Annotated in this window: 14 protein-coding genes; 10 read left to right on the top strand and 4 right to left on the bottom strand. The window is 75.5% G+C overall.

Translation table 11 applies throughout. The features are described from left to right. The first annotated feature begins 11 nt into the window (after positions 1–11). Together H299_RS0123775 and H299_RS35940 are read left to right on the top strand one after the other, a co-directional pair. Entirely contained in the window at positions 12–2,978 is a 2,967-nt protein-coding gene (locus H299_RS0123775) for a DEAD/DEAH box helicase (RefSeq protein ID WP_199782498.1), read from the top strand. After that, positions 2,975–4,432: an SWIM zinc finger family protein gene (locus H299_RS35940; protein ID WP_051262788.1), complete on the top strand. Its 1,458-nt coding sequence runs from the start codon at positions 2,975–2,977 to the stop codon at positions 4,430–4,432. The genes H299_RS0123775 and H299_RS35940 overlap by 4 nt, the downstream gene beginning before the upstream one ends. 226 nt (positions 4,433–4,658) lie before the next feature. Here the strand turns inward: H299_RS35940 and H299_RS0123760 are convergent, their stop codons facing one another. Both H299_RS0123760 and H299_RS0123755 read right to left on the bottom strand, forming a co-directional pair. Beyond that, positions 4,659–5,348 carry a DUF4232 domain-containing protein gene (locus H299_RS0123760; protein ID WP_051262787.1) on the bottom strand — a complete coding sequence of 230 codons (690 nt, stop codon included), beginning with the start codon at positions 5,346–5,348 and terminating at the stop codon, positions 4,659–4,661. A gap of 232 nt (positions 5,349–5,580) precedes the next feature. Next, positions 5,581–7,602 (bottom strand): elongation factor G, encoded by a 2,022-nt coding sequence (locus H299_RS0123755; protein WP_027750437.1) that lies wholly within the window; start codon positions 7,600–7,602, stop codon positions 5,581–5,583. 347 nt (positions 7,603–7,949) lie between these two features. Between H299_RS0123755 and H299_RS0123745 the strand changes: the two genes are divergently transcribed. The 7 genes from H299_RS0123745 (at position 7,950) to H299_RS0123715 (ending at position 15,041) form a co-directional block, all read left to right on the top strand. Next, positions 7,950–8,810: a hypothetical protein gene (locus tag H299_RS0123745; protein WP_027750436.1), complete on the top strand. Its 861-nt coding sequence runs from the start codon at positions 7,950–7,952 to the stop codon at positions 8,808–8,810. A 190-nt stretch (positions 8,811–9,000) separates the two neighbouring features. After that, complete coding sequence (locus tag H299_RS0123740; RefSeq protein ID WP_486587401.1) at positions 9,001–9,702, top strand: Crp/Fnr family transcriptional regulator; 702 nt, start codon at positions 9,001–9,003, stop codon at positions 9,700–9,702. 223 nt (positions 9,703–9,925) lie between these two features. Next, positions 9,926–10,663 (top strand): hypothetical protein, encoded by a 738-nt coding sequence (locus H299_RS35935; protein ID WP_158692381.1) that lies wholly within the window; start codon positions 9,926–9,928, stop codon positions 10,661–10,663. Continuing rightward, positions 10,660–12,867 (top strand): hypothetical protein, encoded by a 2,208-nt coding sequence (locus H299_RS0123730; protein ID WP_027750434.1) that lies wholly within the window; start codon positions 10,660–10,662, stop codon positions 12,865–12,867. The genes H299_RS35935 and H299_RS0123730 overlap by 4 nt, the downstream gene beginning before the upstream one ends. Before the next feature lie 107 nt (positions 12,868–12,974). Further along, on the top strand, positions 12,975–14,027 hold the full coding sequence (locus H299_RS37740) for a hypothetical protein (protein ID WP_051262784.1): 1,053 nt from the start codon (positions 12,975–12,977) through the stop codon (positions 14,025–14,027). Beyond that, positions 14,024–14,404 (top strand): hypothetical protein, encoded by a 381-nt coding sequence (locus H299_RS0123720; RefSeq protein ID WP_027750433.1) that lies wholly within the window; start codon positions 14,024–14,026, stop codon positions 14,402–14,404. The genes H299_RS37740 and H299_RS0123720 overlap by 4 nt, the downstream gene beginning before the upstream one ends. A gap of 112 nt (positions 14,405–14,516) precedes the next feature. After that, the gene (locus H299_RS0123715; protein WP_027750432.1) at positions 14,517–15,041 is read left to right on the top strand and encodes a Pycsar system effector family protein; all 525 of its coding nucleotides are present in this window, start codon (positions 14,517–14,519) and stop codon (positions 15,039–15,041) included. Between the two features lie 55 nt (positions 15,042–15,096). Here H299_RS0123715 and H299_RS0123710 read toward each other — a convergent pair whose 3' ends face one another. Further along, on the bottom strand, positions 15,097–15,771 hold the full coding sequence (locus H299_RS0123710) for an AIM24 family protein (protein ID WP_027750431.1): 675 nt from the start codon (positions 15,769–15,771) through the stop codon (positions 15,097–15,099). Positions 15,772–15,965: 194 nt separating this feature from the next. Between H299_RS0123710 and H299_RS35920 the strand changes: the two genes are divergently transcribed. Beyond that, complete coding sequence (locus H299_RS35920; RefSeq protein WP_037760441.1) at positions 15,966–16,514, top strand: peroxiredoxin family protein; 549 nt, start codon at positions 15,966–15,968, stop codon at positions 16,512–16,514. Between the two features lie 30 nt (positions 16,515–16,544). Here the strand turns inward: H299_RS35920 and H299_RS35915 are convergent. Continuing rightward, a partial coding sequence (locus tag H299_RS35915) for an IS110 family transposase (protein ID WP_037760438.1) occupies positions 16,545–16,973 on the bottom strand: 429 nt, incomplete at its 5' end.

The following is a 16,973-nucleotide window of genomic DNA, read 5'->3' as shown; positions in this document are numbered from 1 at the left end:
CGAGGGGAGCGGTGGGGACAGTGGCGGGGAGTGGGCTGCCCGAAGCAGCGGGCCTGCTGCGCTGCGCGGCCGTCTTCCTGCCCGGTGAGCCCGCGCGGGAGGGGCAGGTCGCCTTCTGGCGGTCGGACGGCGGGCCGCTCCCGCCGGCGGCCGGACCCTCCGCCCCGGTCACCTCCGCGCCCCTGACGGTCGCCCGGCGGCACGGCACCGGCGCGCGGGCGCGTACGGTCCCGGCGGTGCGCCTGTCCGTCGCCGACGCACTGCCGCTGCTGGTCCGCGCCCGGCACGAGCCCGGCGCGCACCCCGCCGCCGCCTGCTGGGGCGCCGCCGCGCTGCACGCCGTGCACCTGGCCGCGCGCGGGCTGCTGCTGCCGGGGCTGGCGGCCGACGACGTCGACGCGTGGCGCGCCGGGCCGCTGGACGCCCGCGACCGCACGCAGCTGCGGGCGATCGCCGCCGCCATGCCCGCCGAGGCGCACGCCGTACCGCTGCCCGCACCCGCTCCCCGCCCCGATTCCGCCGCCCGACCCGGCCCGTTGCGGCTCCCGGCGCCCGAGGCCCTGTTGCGCGCCTTCCTCGACGCCGTCGCCGACACGCTGCCCCGTACGCCGGCCGTGTCCGCCGCCGTGGGCCCCGCCTTCGCGGACCGGGCGGCGACGCGCCTGCCCGGCGCCCGCGACTGGGCTGCCGAGGTCGCCGTCGGCGCGGACGCGGGCGTACGGGTCTCGCTGCGGCTGGACCTGTCTGCGCACGATCTCTTCGACGCGGGCGCGGACGCGGATGCGGACAGGGGCGCGGACAGGCGTGCGGGCAAGGGCGCGGCCGCCAAGGCCAGTACGGCGGCGGCGCTCGTCCAGGTGCACAGCCTGGCCGATCCCGCCCTCGTCGCCGACGCCGCCGACCTGTGGGCCGCGGAACCGGCCGCCGAGCCCGGCCACTTCGGGCCGCGCGCCCGGATCGACACGCTGCTCGTCCTGCGCCGCGCCGCCCGCGTCTGGCCGCCGCTGGCCCGCCTGCTGGAGCGCCCCGTACCGGACGTCCTGCCCCTGACCGACGAGGAGTTGTACGAGCTGCTCGGCCGGGCGGCGCACCACCTCGCCGCCGTGGGCGTCACCCTGCACTGGCCCCGCCGCCTCGCTCGCGAGCTGACCGCCACCGCCGTCGTGCGCAGCCCCGCCCCGGGTTCGGCCGCCGACGGGCACGGCTTCTTCGAGGAGACCGGCCTGCTCCGCTTCCACTGGCAGCTGGCCCTTGGCGGCGAGCCGCTCACCGAGGCCGAGATGGACACGCTGGCCGAGGCGCATCGCCCGGTGGTCCGGCTGCGCGACGAGTGGGTGCTGGTCGATCCCGCACTCGTACGCAAGGCCCGCAGGCGGGACCTCGGCCTGCTGGACCCGGCGGACGCGCTGGCCGTGGCGCTGACCGGTGAGGCCGAGGTGGGCGGGGAGCGGGTGGCGGCGGTGCCGGTGGGCACGCTCGCCAAGCTGCGCGACCGCCTCACCGCCGAACCGGCCCCCGTCGCCCCGCCCGAGGGCCTGCGGGCGACGCTGCGCGACTACCAGCTGCGCGGCCTCGCCTGGCTGGACCTGATGACCTCGGCGGGGCTCGGCGGCTGCCTCGCCGACGACATGGGCCTGGGCAAGACCGTCACGCTCATCGCCCTGCACCTGCGCAGGGGCCTCGCGGCGCCCACGCTGGTCGTCTGCCCGGCGTCCCTGCTGGGCAACTGGCAGCGTGAGATCGAGCGCTTCGCGCCGGGCGTGCCGGTGCGCCGCTTCCATGGCGCGGAGCGCAGCCTCCCGCCCGAGCCGGCGGGCCCCCGCGCAGCGGGCGGCCAGGACGGCGGCTTCGTCCTCACCACCTACGCCACCATGCGCGGCAGCGCCCCCGAGCTGGCCGCGCGCCGCTGGGGGATGGTCGTCGCGGACGAGGCCCAGCACGTGAAGAACCCGCACTCCGCGACCGCCCGGGCCCTGCGCACCCTGCCGTCCTCCGCGCGCGTCGCCCTGACCGGTACCCCGGTGGAGAACAACCTCTCCGAGCTGTGGGCCCTGCTCGACTGGACCACGCCCGGCCTGCTCGGCCCCCTCCCGGCGTTCCGCTCCCGGCACGCCCGCGCCGTCGAGGGCGGCAGCGGCGCCCTGCGCGACACCGAGGCCACCGAGCGCCTCGCCCGGCTGATCGGCCCGTTCCTGCTGCGCCGCCGCAAGTCGGACCCGGGCATCGCGCCGGAGCTGCCGCCCAAGACCGAGACGGACCATCCGGTGCCGCTCGGCCGGGAGCAGGCCGCGCTCTACGAGGCCGCCGTCCGCGAGACGCTCGCCCGGATCGCGGCGGCCGAGGGCATGGCCCGGCGCGGCCTGGTGATGAAGCTGCTCACCGCGCTCAAGCAGATCTGCAACCACCCGGCGCAGTACCTGCGCGAGGCCGCGCCCGGGCTGACCGCCCGTTCCGGCAAGCTCGAACTCCTCGACGAGCTGCTCGACACGCTGCTGGCGGAGCGGGCGTCGGTGCTGGTCTTCACCCAGTACGTGCGGATGGCGCGGCTGATCGAACGGCACCTGGCGGAGCGCGGCATACCTTCCCAGCTGCTGCACGGCGGTACGCCCGTCGCGCGGCGCGAGGAGCTGGTCGACCGCTTCCAGTCGGGTGCGGCGCCCGTCTTCCTCCTCTCGCTGAAGGCGGCGGGCACCGGCCTCAACCTCACCCGCGCCTCCCACGTGATCCACTACGACCGCTGGTGGAACCCCGCCGTCGAGGACCAGGCCACCGACCGGGCCTACCGCATCGGCCAGACGCAGCCCGTGCAGGTGCACCGGCTCGTCACCGAGGGCACGGTCGAGGACCGCATCGCCCAACTTCTGGCGTCGAAGCGGGAGTTGGCGGACGCGGTGCTGGGGGGCGGGGGAGAGGCCGCGTTCAGCGAGCTGAGCGACGCGGACCTGGCGGACCTGGTCTCCCTGCGGCGGTCCCCGTGACCGGCCGGAGCGGCGGCCCCGCGCGCGAGGGGGGCCGTTCGCGCGGCGCGGGGGCGGCGGCCGGCCGGGCACCCGCCCGCTCGCGCACGCTGCCCCCACTGCCCCCACTGCCGCCCGCCGGCGGCTCCGGCCGCCGTTCCGGTTCCGGTTCCGGTGCGGCGAACGCCCCCTTTGCCGCGTCCTGGTGGGGTGCTGCCTGGGTCCGCGCCCTGGAGGGGTCCGCCCTCGACCCCGGCCGCCTCGCCCGTGGCCGTACGTACGCGCGCGCGGGACAGGTCGGCGCGATCACCGTGGCGCCCGGACGGATCACTGCCGCCGTCCACGGCGCCCGGGCCCGCCCGTACCGCACCGGCCTCCGGCTGCGCGTGTTCTCCGACGCGGAATGGGATGCCTTCCTCGGCGCGGTGGCCGCGCGACCCGCGCACATCGCGGCCCTGCTGGACGACGACATGCCGCACGCGCTGGTCGCGGCGGCGCAGAGCGCGGGCGTACGCCTGCTGCCCGCGCCCGGCGAACTCGTGCCGCACTGCTCCTGTCCGGACGACGGCTACCCGTGCAAGCACGCCGCCGCCCTCTGCTACCAGACGGCCCGCTTCCTGGACACCGACCCCTTCGTGCTGTTCCTGCTGCGCGGCCGGGACGACGGCGAACTGCTGGACGAACTCCGCCGCCGCAACGCCGTACTGGCGGCCGCCTCCGGTGGCTCCGGCTCCGACCCCGGCTCCGGCCCCGCCCCCGACCCGGCAGACCCCGCCGACCCGCCCGCAGGCGCCCGTGCCGCCCGGCGGCTGCCCGCCGTCAGCGCCCGCGCCGCGCTCGCCACCGCCGTACGCCCGCCGCTGCCCCCGCCGCTGCCGCCCCCCGACGCCCCGGGCGGGCCGCCCCTGCTGCCCGACGCGGACGTACTGGAGGCGGACGTGCCCGACGCCGCCGCGCTCGACTTCCTGATCACTGACACGGCCGCCCGCGCGCACGCGGCCCTCACCTCCGGCACGCCCGCTGACGCCTTCCCCCGGCTGACCGCCGGGCACGACGCCGTACGCCTGGCGGCCACCCACCCCCACCTCACCGGGCGCCGCACCTTCTCCCCGCTGTTCGCCCGCCTCGCGGAACGCACGGGCCGCGACGCCACCGCGCTCGCGCGCGCCGCCGCCGCGTGGCGCCAGGGGGGTGCGGCGGGCCTGGCCGTGCTGGAGGACTGCTGGGACCCGCCCGCCGGTGACTTCGACCGGGCGCGCGGTGCGCTGGCCGCCGCCGGGCTGCCGCGTATGTCGATCCACCGCAACCGGCTCACCGCGGGCGGCGTCCAGCTCCGCTACGGGCAGGACGGCCGCTGGTACCCGTACCGCGGTGATCCGGGGCGCGAGGACTGGTGGCCGGAGGGCTCGGCCGCCCCGGACCCGGTCGCCGCGCTGGCCGGGCTGACCGGACCGCCGGACGGTCCGTCGGCCTGAGCGGCGGGCGGCCCGTGGGCGGGGCCGTCAGGACCGCTCGTCGTGGTAGCCGTCGCCGTGCGAACTCCCCGTGTCCGGAAGGCCGTTGTCCGGCCCGCCGCCGGAGGCATCCGCGCCGCGCTCGTACGGCCCGTCCTCGCGCCGCGAAGCGGTGGGTTCGGCGGGGGCCGCGCCGGTTGGGCGGTTCCGCCGCGCCGTCCGCCCGCGGAGCACGGCGTCGCAGGGGTCAGGGCCGGGGCGCGCCGCTCGCCTCGGCGTCCAGCGCGGCGGCCCAGGGGCTCACCTCGAGCCTGCCCGTGTTGCCCAGGTCGATCAGGGCCGGGACGCGCTGCGACGGCTCGCCCGCCACCGGTGCGACGGACAGGTAGCGGCCCTCGGCGGCCGGTTCGGTGGAGAGCGTCACCGTGTTGCGCCACACCAGCTGGGCCATCGCCCGCTCGCCGCGCCGGAGGGTGACCGGCTGCGGGCCGTGTGCGAACCGGTCGTGCACGGCAGTGGAGTCCACTCCCTGCCGCACGTCGACGCCGAGGATCTCCCGCTGCGCGTCCAGCACCCGTACGGCCGGATAGCCGTTGACCGTGTACGCGTCCTCCGCGCCGCAGTTGACCAGCTCGACGGTCATCGCCCGCAGCCCCATGGCCGCGCTCACCTCACCCGCGCGCACCTGGACGCCCGACGCGGGGCAGGCCGTCTCGGACGGGGGCGGGCCGGACGGTCCGAGCGCGGACGGCGCCCCCGAGACCGGTACGGGCACGGTGGCGGGGTCCGCCCCCGACCTGCCGTCGGGCGCGGGGGTGCTCCCGCAGGCCGCGAGCAGTCCGGCCGCCAGGACCGCCAGCGCCCCCCGCCCGAGGCGGGCGGGCAGCCCGGTGCGTGCGGGCGGTGTCCGGGAACTCTCGGCCTGGGAGGGGTACATCGGACGATGATCCCATGCCCCGCCACGCACCGGCCGGGCATGTGGCGACGAGGTCCAGGGTGACGGGCCGTGCTCCGAGGAGTCGCGAGGGGCGGTGACTCGGCAGCCGGTGACACGGCTGACCACGCTGGGCGGCTGACGGGCCGAGGGCGCCCCGGCGCAGGACCGGACGGTCAACGGCGGGCTCCACATCGCCGCGCCCGCGCCCGTCCTCGATGCGCCGACCGTGCCGTCATGCCGGAGACTCCGGGGTGGCCAGCAAGACCCGGCGGTTGACAGCCAGCAGGTACTCCCTGCGGTCCAGCGGGTTGTGGTCCGTGCGCGCCCTGCCGGGGACGGCGCCCCGAACCGGCCGGTAGCGCGCGAACGCCGACTCGAGCACGCCCTCGCCCCGCGTCAGCGACGGCAGGAGCTGTCCCAGTTCGTGCACCCGCGCCGCCGGAATCTCCCCCTCCAGCACGTACGCCGCCCCCCGCGCCTCCGGCGCGCCGGGCACCGCGTCCAGCCGTGCCAGTACGGGCAGCAGCGCACCGAAGGTGTCGGCCGGCAGGTCGAGCTGGAAGCGGTGCACCGGCTCGTGCACCCGGGTGCCCGCCTCGCGCAGCGCGTCCATCAGGACCAGCGGGGTCAGGTTGCGGAAGTCCCCGGCCGTGCTCGACATGCTCTTGTCGAAGGTGCCGTGCGCGTGGCTCTGCCGGGGCCAGTAGCCCGAGTGCGTCATGGTGACCCGGCAGTCCGGGATCGGCCAGCCGTGGATTCCCTGGTGCAGGGTCTCCCGTACGGTCTCCTCGACGGCGTGGAAGAACGCGTACGGCATCGAGCCCAGCTCGACGTCGAGGCCGAACTCCACCCCGCTGCCCACCGGCGCCGGGGCGACGCGCAGCCCGACCGTGGCGAGAAAGGGATTCGGCTCTTTGTCGATGATCTCGAACGCCGAGCCGGTGCCCGCGACCCGCTCCGTGCACAGGGTGGTGGTCTCGCGGAACGCCACGTCGAGCCCGAACTCCTCCGCCAGCGTGGCCTGGATGACCTCCTTCTGCACCTCCCCGTAGAGCGAGACGGACACCTCGCGCCGCCGCTCGTCCTGCCGCAGGCCGATCAGCGGGTCCTGCTCGGCGAGCCGGGTCAGTGCCAGGTGCAGCGCGCCCCGGTCGATTGGCCGGCAGGGCAGGACGACGGTCTCCAGCGTCGGCGGCGCGAAGTGGTGCCGCGCGGCGCAGGGCCCGGTGGTACGCGGCTCGCCGACCGGGTCGCCCACGCGGACCGCGCCGAGCCCGGTGAGCCTGCCGATCCGCCCGGCGGAGACGGCCGTGTCCGGCACCGCCGCGCCCTCGCTGAAGACGCTGATGCCCGTCACCTTCGCCGCGTCGTCCGCGGGCAGCCGCACCCGGTCCCGGGTGCGCAGCGTGCCCGAGAACATCCGGACGTAGGCCAGCTTCTGCCCGGCCGGGCCGCGTTCGACCTTGAAGACGGTGCCCGAGACCGGGCCGTCGGCCGCGCCCTGCGCCGGGGGCAGCAGCTCCCGGACGCCCGCGGTCAGCGCGTCGGTGCCCGCGCCCGTGACGGCCGAGCCGAAGAAGACGGGGTGCACCAGGGCCTGCCCGGTCTGCGCGGCCAGCCCGGCCCGCAGCCGCGCGTACCCGATCGCCGTCTCGTCCTCGACGTAGGCGGCCAGCAGCGCGTCGTCGCGTTCCGCGAGCAGTTCGGCCAGGCGGGCGGTGAAGGCGGCGTCGCCCTCCCCGTACGGGGTGAAGCCGGCGCCGGGGGCGCCCTGTGTACTGACCGCGCCCATCGGCAGCACCGCGTCGGTCAGTTTCTCCGTGATGCCGCGCAGCACCCGCGCCGCGTCCGCGCCACGGCGGTCGATCTTGTTCACGAAGAGCAGCGTCGGGATGCGGAGCCGTTGGAGCGTCCGCATCAGCACCCGCGTCTGCGCCTGGACGCCCTCCACGGCGGAGACGACCAGCACCGCGCCGTCGAGCACGCTCAGCACCCGCTCGACCTCGGCGATGAAGTCCGGGTGGCCGGGGGTGTCGATCAGGTTGACGGTGGTGTCGCCGGCCGTGAAGGAGACCACGGCGGACTTGATGGTGATGCCGCGCCGGCGCTCCAGCGCGAGGGAGTCCGTCCGGGTGCTCCCGTCGTCGACGCGGCCCAATGCGTCGGTGATGCCGGCGGTGTGCAGCAGCCGCTCGGTCAGGCTCGTCTTACCGGCGTCTACGTGCGCCAGAATTCCCAGGTTCAGTACGGTCACCGCGGGTCATGTCCTTCGGGTAGATGTCGATTCCCTTCGTGATGGACATGAACGCTCGCCGCATGTGACTTTCCCTTGGTCGGCCGACTGGTGCCGAGAGTTCAGCAGAGGAGCCCCGGGCCCGCAACAGGTTTACGGCCGGGACGGCGGCGCCGCCGCGGAAGGCACCGGGACCGAGCGGTCCGGGTGGGCGGCCGTGGGGGATGATGGGGGAGACCGCTCCCTTGCCGCGACGAGAAGGACCTGGTCCGTGGTGGGTCGGAGCCTCCCCGGTGCGGGCACCGGGCGAGCGGATGGGGCCGTTCGGTCGCAGGGTCCCTACGAACTCGTATGAAGAGGTGCCGCTGATGACCCAGCCTCCCCACCCTCCCCAGCAGCCGCCGCAGGGCGGCTTCGGCGCGCCCCCGCCCCTGCCGCCCGGACCGCCCCCGCCGTCCGGCCAGCCGCCGCAGCCGGGCCCGCAGCCTGGTTACGGCTATCCGCAGGCGTCGGCGCAGCAGCCGTACGGCCAGCAGGGCCAGCAGCCGGGGCCGTACGGCCAGCAGGCGGGACCCTATGGTCAACAGCCCCCGTACGGCGGGTATCCGCCGCCCCCGCCGGGCGGCGGCGGGGGGATGAGCCCCCGGCGCAAGGTGACCGCGATCATCGCCGCCGCCGTCGTGGCGGTGCTGCTGACAGCGGGCGGGGTCTACCTCGCGGTCGGCGGTGACGACGGCGGCGAGAAGAAGCCCGCCGCCGACAGCAGCGCGAGCGCGAGTCCGTCGGAGGACGCCTCGCAGGAGCCGGACGACGAGCCCTCCGAGGAGCCGGAGGACCTCGACACGGCCGAACCGGAGATACCCGATATACCGGACGCCGCACCGTCGGACGACAGCTCGGGCGAGGACGGACCCCCGCCCGCAGCAGGCGACTTCGAGGGCTCCTGGCAGGACGCCGAGGCCAAGACGCTGACCATCGGCGCGGAGCACAGCAGCGGTGATGCCGCGGGCAAGAACTCCGTCTCCTGGATCGACTTCGGCGACCAGGGCCTGTGCATCGGCCTCGGGGAGAAGCGCGGCGCGTCCGAGTACCGGCTCGCCCTCAAGTGCGGCGAGGGCGAGGACGAGACGTACATCGCGGGCACCGGAAGGAAGACCGGCGACAACGACGCCATCACCATCGACTGGGACGAGGGCGGCTCCGACACCCTCGACTGGGCGGGGAACTGAGGGCCCGCACTCTCCTTGCGGCGCCCGCCCGCACACCTGGCCGGTTCCCTCCCGGCCGCCCCGCGCCCTGAACGCGCCTCGATGCGCCCTGTCGTGCTCCCCTCAAGTCGTGTAAAAGCTCCTTTGCGGAGCGCGATCCGCGGCCGTACCGCACCGCGGCGGTAGGGCGGACGAGGGGAATCCGAGCACTGTGAGCGAAGACCGGAGCGTGGAGGGCTGGCTCGGTGACCGCGTCCCCTATCTGGCCCGGGTGGACGAAGCCGCCCGGGCCAGCCTGCTCGCCGCGGGTACGGAACTGCGGTACCCGGCACGGGACGTCCTCATCCGGGAGAACGAACCCTCCACGCACGTCCTGCTGATCCGTGCGGGCTGGCTCAAGGTCACCTCGGCCGCGCCGAGCGGCCACGAGGCGCTGCTCGCCCTGCGCGGCCCCGGGGACATCGTGGGCGAGGGCGCCGCGCTGAGCGGCAAACCGCGTTCGGCCACCGTCTCGGCCCTGGAGCAGGGCCGCGCCGTCACCGTACGGGCGGACCGTTTCGCGGAGTTTCTCACCGAGCGCCCCCAGGCCGCGCTCTGCCTCACCTCGCTGATCGCGGACCGGCTCAGCGCCGGAGACCGCAAGCGCGTGGAGTACGGCGCGTGCGACGTACGGGAGCGGATCGCCCGGCTGCTGCTGGAGCTGGCGCACGAGCACGGTGAGGCCGTCGAGGGCGGCGTCGCCGTCCAGGTCCCGCTGACCCACTCCGAACTGGCCGGATCTGTCGGCTCCTCCCGCGAAGCCGTCACCCGGCAGCTGCGCGACTTCCGCGAGCGCCGGGTGGTGGTGCGCCGGGGACGCACGCTGGTGGTCCTGCGGCCCGACGTCCTGCGCCGCATCTGCGGCACAGGGTAGCCCGGCGGCGGGCGGTCGCCCGGTCGGGCGGCCGGGTAATCCGTCACATTCCGCGTGCGTCATCGTCCCTCCGCCGAGCCCGCCCCGTCGCGGAATGCTGAGCGCGGACGGCCCGCGGCAGCGCGGCGCCGTGCGGCGGGCCACCTGCCCCCTGCGGCACAGCCCTTGGTCCGAGACAACGGGAGCACCGATGCAAGACCCCCTCAACAGGACGATCCTGCTCATGGACATCGAAGCGTCCGGCGGCCGGCTCGACGTCGAACAGGGCATCATGCGCAGGCAGTTGTACGCCGCGCTCAAGGAGACGCTGCGCGCCGCGGCCGTGGAGGCGGACGAGTACCGCTGCGAGGACCGGGGTGACGGCGTCTTCGTCCTGCTCGACGCCGCCGTACCCAAACCCCGGCTGATCCGCGCGCTGCTGCACGAGACCCCGATGCGGCTGGACGCCAGCAACCGGCTCTCCAGCGCGGGTACCCAGGTGCGCCTGCGCCTCGTGCTGCACGCGGGCGAGGTGGCGCTCGACGAGCACGGAGCGGTCAGCGCCGACCTGGTGGCCGGGTTCCGGCTGCTGGACGCGGAGCCGCTGCGCGCGGCCCTGCGGGAGTCGGCGGAGCCGGCCGTGCTGTGCGTGTCCGACCTGATCTACCAGGGCGTGGTGCGCCACGCCCACCCCGGCATCCCCCCGGAGCACTTCCGGTCCTTCACCGCGCGCGGCAAGGAGGGCCCGTTCCAGGGCTGGCTGTACGACCGGTCCCCGGCCCCGGCCCCTGCGCCGCCCGTCGCCGAGCCGGACGGTCCGGCCGCCGCCGCGCCGCCGCCCCAGCACGGGCCGCCGCAGCCGGGCCACATCGGCTCCGGGAACTTCGTGTACGGCGGCTCCCCTCGGGTGCGCGGGGACATGGTCGGCGGGAACAAGATCGTGAACGTCACCCCCGAGCAGGGCGGCGGTGCTCCCCGATGAACGACCGCCCCCTGAAGGACCGCCCCGTGAACGGCCGGGCGGCGAACGGCGGGGCCGCCGGGGGAGCCGCCGCCGACGGTGCCGCGCCCGGCGCGGAAGGCGCGGCGAGCGCGCCGAGCCCCGGCAGCCCCGGCAGCGCCGACACCCCGGAGGGCCCGGACAGCGCCCCGGACGCGTGGGAGGCGTCCGAGCAGCTGCACCAGCTCGCCCGGCACCTCTTCGCCCGCAGCGGCAACCTGATGCGGGACGCCGACATCGCGGGCGACCTGGTCGGCGGCGACAAGACCGAGCACCGGGACGTGCACATCCACGGCGTGGACGCGCTCTCCCGCCCCCGCGCCTCGGGCCCGCTGCCGTCGGACGAACTGACCGCCGTGGCCGAGCAGTTCGTCCCCAGCGACTGCTTCGAGAAGGCGCTCGGCCAGTTGCGCGCCCAGCGCGTCCTGCTGCTGTACGGGCGCGGCGGCACCGGCCGCCGGATGGCCGCCGTACGCCTCCTCCAGCGCGTCACCGGGCCGGAGGCGAAGGTGATCGCGCTGGACCCGGGCACCGAACCGGCCGGGCTGCCCGCACAGGTGGAGGCGTCCTGCGGCCATCTCCTGGCCGATCCGGTCACCGGCCGGGACACCCCGCTGCGCTCCGCCGCGCTGCACGCCCTGCGCGAGCGGGTGCGGCAGCGGCAGGGCCATCTCGTGATCACCGTGGGCCCGGAGACCGTGCTGGAGGCGGGGGTGGGCACCTTCCGCTGGGAGCCGCCGGAGCCTGCCGCCGTGGTCCGGGCACAGCTGAGTCCGCTCCTCCCCGCAGGCGCGGACCCGGAGGCGGCCTGCCGTGAACTGCTCGCCCGGCCGGTGACCCGGGAGTTCCTCGGCAGCGGTCCCACGCCCCGGGAGGCGGCTGAGTTCACCCGGCTGCTCGCCGACCACGCGCACGGCCGGGTCTCCGCCGAGGAGTTGGCCGACCACGGGCGCGCGGCGGCCGAGACGCGGGTCGACGCCTGGTTCGACGACCCCGGACTGGGCCTGCGGGACAAGGCGTTCCTGATCTCCCTCGCGGTGTTCGACGGCGCCCCCTACCCGCTGGTGGCCGAGGCCTCCGACGCGCTCTTCCGCGAGTTCCGGGCGCTGGAGACACCCGGACGCGCGCCCGCCCTGCGGGTCTTCGCCGCCTCCCGCGAGGCGCGCCTCGTCCTCGCCCGCGCCGCCGAGTTCGACGGCACGCTCGACTCGCCCTGGGGCCCGCTGTCCCAGCGCCTGGTCGCCTACCAGGACGGCGGCCTGTGGGCGGTGCTGCTGGGCCGGGTCTGGACGGCCCACCCCACCGTGCGGGAACCCATGCTGCGCTGGCTCTCCGGGCTCGGCGGCGGGCAGCGCGCCATGGTCCGCATCCGTGCCGCCGTCTGCGCCGGGACCCTCGCCTGCCACGACTTCCCCTACGCCGCGAGCGGGCTGATCGCCCCGTGGGCGGCCTCGGACTCGCCGCGTGAGCGCCAACTCGCCGCGTGGGCATTGCTGGTGGCACACCGCTCGGGCCAGGAGGCGGTGGTACGCCGCCTGTTGCGCGAATGGAGCCGCAACGGCGGGGCCGGGCGCCGGTGGACGGCGGTGCGCGCGTACGCGGAGCTGGCTCCGGAGATGCTCCCCACCGCGCTGGCGGACCTCGCAGCCGTGGTGCGCGACTCCGCCGAGGGCGGGTCGGGCCCGAGCCTGCGCGCCGCCGTCACCCAGACGCTGGAGGCCCTGCTCGGCGGTGCGTCGGCGCCCGCCGTGCTGCTGGGGACGGAGGACTGGCACGAGGCCGGGCAGCCGCTGCGGCAGGTCCTCCTGAACGCCTTCCTGCTGGCCTCCGCGCATCCCTGCCCGCTGCTCGTCGACGGCAGTCGGCGGCAGGTGCCGCCCGCCGTGCGCTGGCTCCACGAGGAGGCGGGCTGGGCGCGGTACACGCAGACGTGGCGGCGGGTACTGGGCGAGCCCCGCCTGCGGCGTGCCGGGCTCGACCGGCTGGCCTCCTGGGTGGAGGCGGCCGAGCACGACGAGGAGCACGCCTCGGCCCTGGAACGGCTGTTGACCGGAATGGCGGTGACCGACAACGAGACCGACCGCCTCGACCACCTGCTGCGCAGGATGCGGCGCGCCCCGGAGGGCGGGCCGCGGACCGTGCCGGACCGCTTGCGGGACGCCCTGCTGCGCAAGGCGCTCGGCTGAGCGTCCCGGGGCACGGCACGCCACCGCACCGCACTACTCGCCGCAACCACTACCGCCGCACAGCACCGCTCTATCCGTAGCAGAGAGAACAAGAGAGAAGCGAGACCATGAACGAGACCGCCGAGCCGGTGGACGCCGAGCAGTACGCCCCGCCCGTGCCGCTGCCCGACCACCCGCAGATCGTCAACGACCCCGTCCACGACAAGGGAGAACTCGGCCGCTTCCAGTTCGTCCGGCACCGCCCCGCGGTCTCCGCCGACCGCGCGCTGGTGCTGATGACCGCCTCGGGCGAGACCGTCGCCTACCCGCCCGACCGGCAGCCGACCCGCGGCGAGCTGGTCAGCCGGAACTTCCGCAGGATGTACCAGGTGCTGATGGGCTACCACCACCAGTCCTTCGAGCACCGGCTGCCCAGCTCGGGCGACGCGTTCTTCTTCCACGCCGAGACCGACCTCACCTGGCAGGTCGAGGACCCCGCCGCCGTCGTCCGCAAGCGGGTGCGGGACATCCGGGCGCTGCTGGAGCCCCGGCTGCTGGCCCGCATGCGGCAGGCCACCCGCTCCTACGACATCGAGCGCAGCGCCGCGGCCGAGACCGCCGTGCACGACGCGCTCGCCGCCACCCCGCTCGCCGAGGCCGAGGGCCTCAGCGTGACCTGTACCGTGCGGCTGAGCCTGGACGAGGACGCCATCCGCCAGTACTCGGCCATCCGCGGTTTCGACTACGCCCGCGGCAAGGCCGAGAGCGAGCACCTGCTGGAGCGCCTGCGGACCAGCAACGAGCAGGAACTGACCGAGCAGCGCGCCGGGTTCTACGCCGACCTGCTGGACCGCGGCGACATGCACCGGTGGGCACTCCAGGTCGCGACCAACCCGAACGACCTGCCGCTGGCGCTGGAGGGCATCCGGGACGACGCCCGGGAGGCGATGACGAACCAGGTGGCCATCGTGGGCAAGCTCCTGGACGCCGGCGCCCTGGAGGAGCACCACCTGGAGGAGACCGCCCGGCTGGCCGTCGAGAGCCTCAAGGCCCCGCTGCGGGAGGCCGCGCAGGGCAGGACGCGCAAGCAGCCGCTCTACCGTGAGCTGCCCGGCCGGGACGACGCGCACGAGGACGGCGACGGCCACGGCGACGGGGCCGGCGCGGGGGCGCCGCGGTGAACGGCGCGGCCGACGCGGCTCCCGTACTGATCGCCTTCGCCGTCCTGGCCGTGGCGCTGTACGCCACGCTGCGCTGGGGCGCCGACCCGGCGGTGACGCACCTGGGGACTGGGGTGGCGTACGGCGTCGATCTGTGCGCCGCCGGACTGCTCTACCCCGAGTACCTGTGCACCCGGGTGGCCCGCCGCACCTCCGGACGGGCCGCCCCGTTCGCCTACGCCTACGGGGACACCGTCTGCGGCCTCGCCTGCGGGGCGCACCGGGTGCTCACGGCGGTGACCGCGCTGCTGCACGCCGCGATCCGGCACCTCGGCCACCGGGCGGCGCTGGTGCTCAGCGTGCTGCTGAGTCCCGCGCTGCTCTACGTGTTCCGGTGACTGGGCCGCCCCCGGTGACCCCGACGACCGCGTGACCCGTACGACCGCGTGACCAGACCCGTGCGACCCGACCCGTACCACCGTGTGCCCGACGGACAGGAGGCGATCCCCCGTGACCGGAGAACCGCGAAGGGGCGTGCGCGCCCCCGGTGTGCGTACGGGGGAGCGCCTGCTGGGCGAGGTCCGGGCCGAGATCGGCCGTGCGGACGCCAAGGCCGCCGTGCTGGTCGCGGCGCTCGGGGTGAGCACCGCGGCCTGGGCGGGCGCCGTGCTGGAGCCCGCGGCGCTGGCACCGGCGCGCCCGGACGGGACAGGGGGCCTGCTGTGGTGGTCCGGGGCCGTGGCGTGGGCCGCGGCCCTGGGCTGCCTGCTGGCCGCCGTCACCCCCCGGTACGGCAGGCCCGCCTGGCGCAGCGGGGAACCGCTGTCCTACTTCCACGACATCAGCGCCGCGGCCGACGCGGGCCGGCTGCGTGAGGCACTGCTGCGCACCGACGAGGCGCCGTTGGAGGGGGTGCTCGTGGCCCTCGCGGACACCAGCCGGATCGCCGCCGCCAAGCACCGCTGGATGCGGGCCGCCCTGGCCTGCATCGGCGCGGGCCTCGTCCTCCTCCCGGCCGGCACGCTGCTCGGCTGAACCGGACGGCGTACGGGCGCGGGAGGAGCCGGGGGTGACCGCGGTGGCGGTGCCGTCAGTTGGAGACGGCCTTGGCGGTGAGCTCGCTGGGACGGACGATCACGAAGCCCTCGCCCTCCAGCTTCAGCTGCACCGCCTCGCCGGAGCCGCCGCGGATCATCGACCCGAAGCTCTGCGAGCGGTTGAGGGAGGTGTGCAGCTGCGCGCTCCAGCCCACGACCGCGTCGGTGTCCACGAAGACGGGGGACTGCGGCGAGACGGGAATGACGATGGGGCTGCCCTCGCACATCACCGCGAGCCTGCCCTGCCCGTTGAAGAGGCAGTTGAACAGCCCGCCGCCCGTCATCCCGGCGCCTTTGACCATCTTGATCTCGTAGTTGAGGGTGGAGTCGAAGCACAGCACGTTGCGGCCGTTGACGGTGAGGCTGTCGCCCGCGGCGAAGTCGACGATGAAGCAGCTGTCCGCCTCGTGCGCGAACCACGCCTCGCCCTGGCCGCGCACGGCCATCAGCGCCAGACCCTCACCGGTGGCCGCCCGCTTGAGGAAGTTCCCCACGCCCTGGCCGTGCTTCTCGAACTGGAGATTGCCGCGGAAGGCGACCATCGCACCCTGGCGCGCGTAGCATTCGCCGTTCACGGCGTACTTGATCGACTTGGAGTTCTGCTGCGTCATGCCCGGTGCCGTCGCGGGCTGAGCCATGTTCTCGGAGGCGAAGATCTCACTCTGCATGCCCTGATCCTCCTCCGGAACCCTGCCGTCCGCCAAGCGGTCGGAGCATGCTTGCCAGGCGTGAGCGCGGGCTGCCGGAGTGTGGTGCCCCGTGCGGTGCGTGATCTTGCGGCAGTACGCCCCCAGCCGGGCGCGGACGAGCCGGGCACCGCCCGGGGCGGCCCGTCCGGCCCGAGACCCCGGAGGACCACACCATGGCGAAGCCACCCGAGACCGGCCGCCCCGCGCCCGGTTTCACGCTGCACGGAGTCCGGCCCGCCGGAGCGGGCGGCGGGAGCGCCGCTGAGCACGGGGACGGCGCGGCGGGGGAGGGCGGCCCGGTCCGGCTCGAGCGGGCCGAGTTCACCCTCGCCGCCGACCAGCCCCCCGGCCACCCGCTGCTGCTCGTCTTCTACCCGCGCGACGACACCTCGGTGTGCACCAAGCAGCTGTGCACGTACTCCTCGGGACTGGAGGGGTTCCGCGAACTGGACACGGAGGTCTGGGCGATCAGCCCGCAGGGCCTGGAGAGCCACGAGGCGTTCGCGCGCAAGCACGACCTGCACATTCCGCTGCTTGCCGACGAGGACCGGACGGTGGCCAGGGCGTACGGCATCGCCGCCCCCGGCATCGGGCTGCGCCGCGCGCTGTTCCTGATCGGTCCGGAGGGGACGCTGCGGTGGAAGCACGTCGCGCTGCTCGGGGCGACCTTCCAGCCCGTCGAGACCATCCGGGAGCAGCTCGTCGGGCTCCAGAGGGGCTGACCCCGCTGCCCTCACCTCCTAATGATGTTGTCAAGCCGCCACTGTGACCGGGAGTTCACGTTGGTAGCACCTTCCGTCACGGATCAGAGCCCACACAACGTTGACTCGTCGCCGGGCCAGCGCGAGGACGGCCTGGGTGTGCCGTTTACCTTCGGCGCGCTTGCGTTCGTAGTAGCGGCGGGACGCGTCGCAGTTTCGGATGCTGATGAGTGCGGAGGTGTAGAAGACGCGTTGCAGGCCGCGGTGGTAGCGCCGAGGGCGGTGCAGATTGCCGCTGACATTGCCGGAGTCCCGGGGCACCGGGGCGACTCCAGCGAGGCTGGCCAGGCGGTCGGCGCTGCCGAAGCGGCTCATGTCGCCGGCGGTGGCGGCGAGGAACTCGGCACCAAGCAGCGGCCCGATTCCGGGCATGCTGGAGATCACTTCGGCGAGTTCGTGCTCGCGAAACCGGGCCGCAAT

It is taken from the genome of Streptomyces sp. CNH287 (assembly GCF_000424825.1).
Note: the sequence above shows the minus strand (reverse complement) of the source record. Positions and strands in the feature narration are given on the sequence as shown.

Bases quoted from the DNA above. Each gene is read 5' to 3' on its own strand.
- H299_RS0123760 (WP_051262787.1), bottom strand. From the start codon at position 5,348: ATGTACCCCTCCCAGGCCGAGAGTTCCCGGACACCGCCCGCACGCACC.
- H299_RS0123745 (WP_027750436.1), top strand. From the start codon at position 7,950: ATGACCCAGCCTCCCCACCCTCCCCAGCAGCCGCCGCAGGGCGGCTTC.
- H299_RS35935 (WP_158692381.1), top strand. From the start codon at position 9,926: ATGGACATCGAAGCGTCCGGCGGCCGGCTCGACGTCGAACAGGGCATC.
- H299_RS0123730 (WP_027750434.1), top strand. From the start codon at position 10,660: ATGAACGACCGCCCCCTGAAGGACCGCCCCGTGAACGGCCGGGCGGCG.
- H299_RS37740 (WP_051262784.1), top strand. From the start codon at position 12,975: ATGAACGAGACCGCCGAGCCGGTGGACGCCGAGCAGTACGCCCCGCCC.
- H299_RS0123710 (WP_027750431.1), bottom strand. From the start codon at position 15,771: ATGCAGAGTGAGATCTTCGCCTCCGAGAACATGGCTCAGCCCGCGACG.
- H299_RS35920 (WP_037760441.1), top strand. From the start codon at position 15,966: ATGGCGAAGCCACCCGAGACCGGCCGCCCCGCGCCCGGTTTCACGCTG.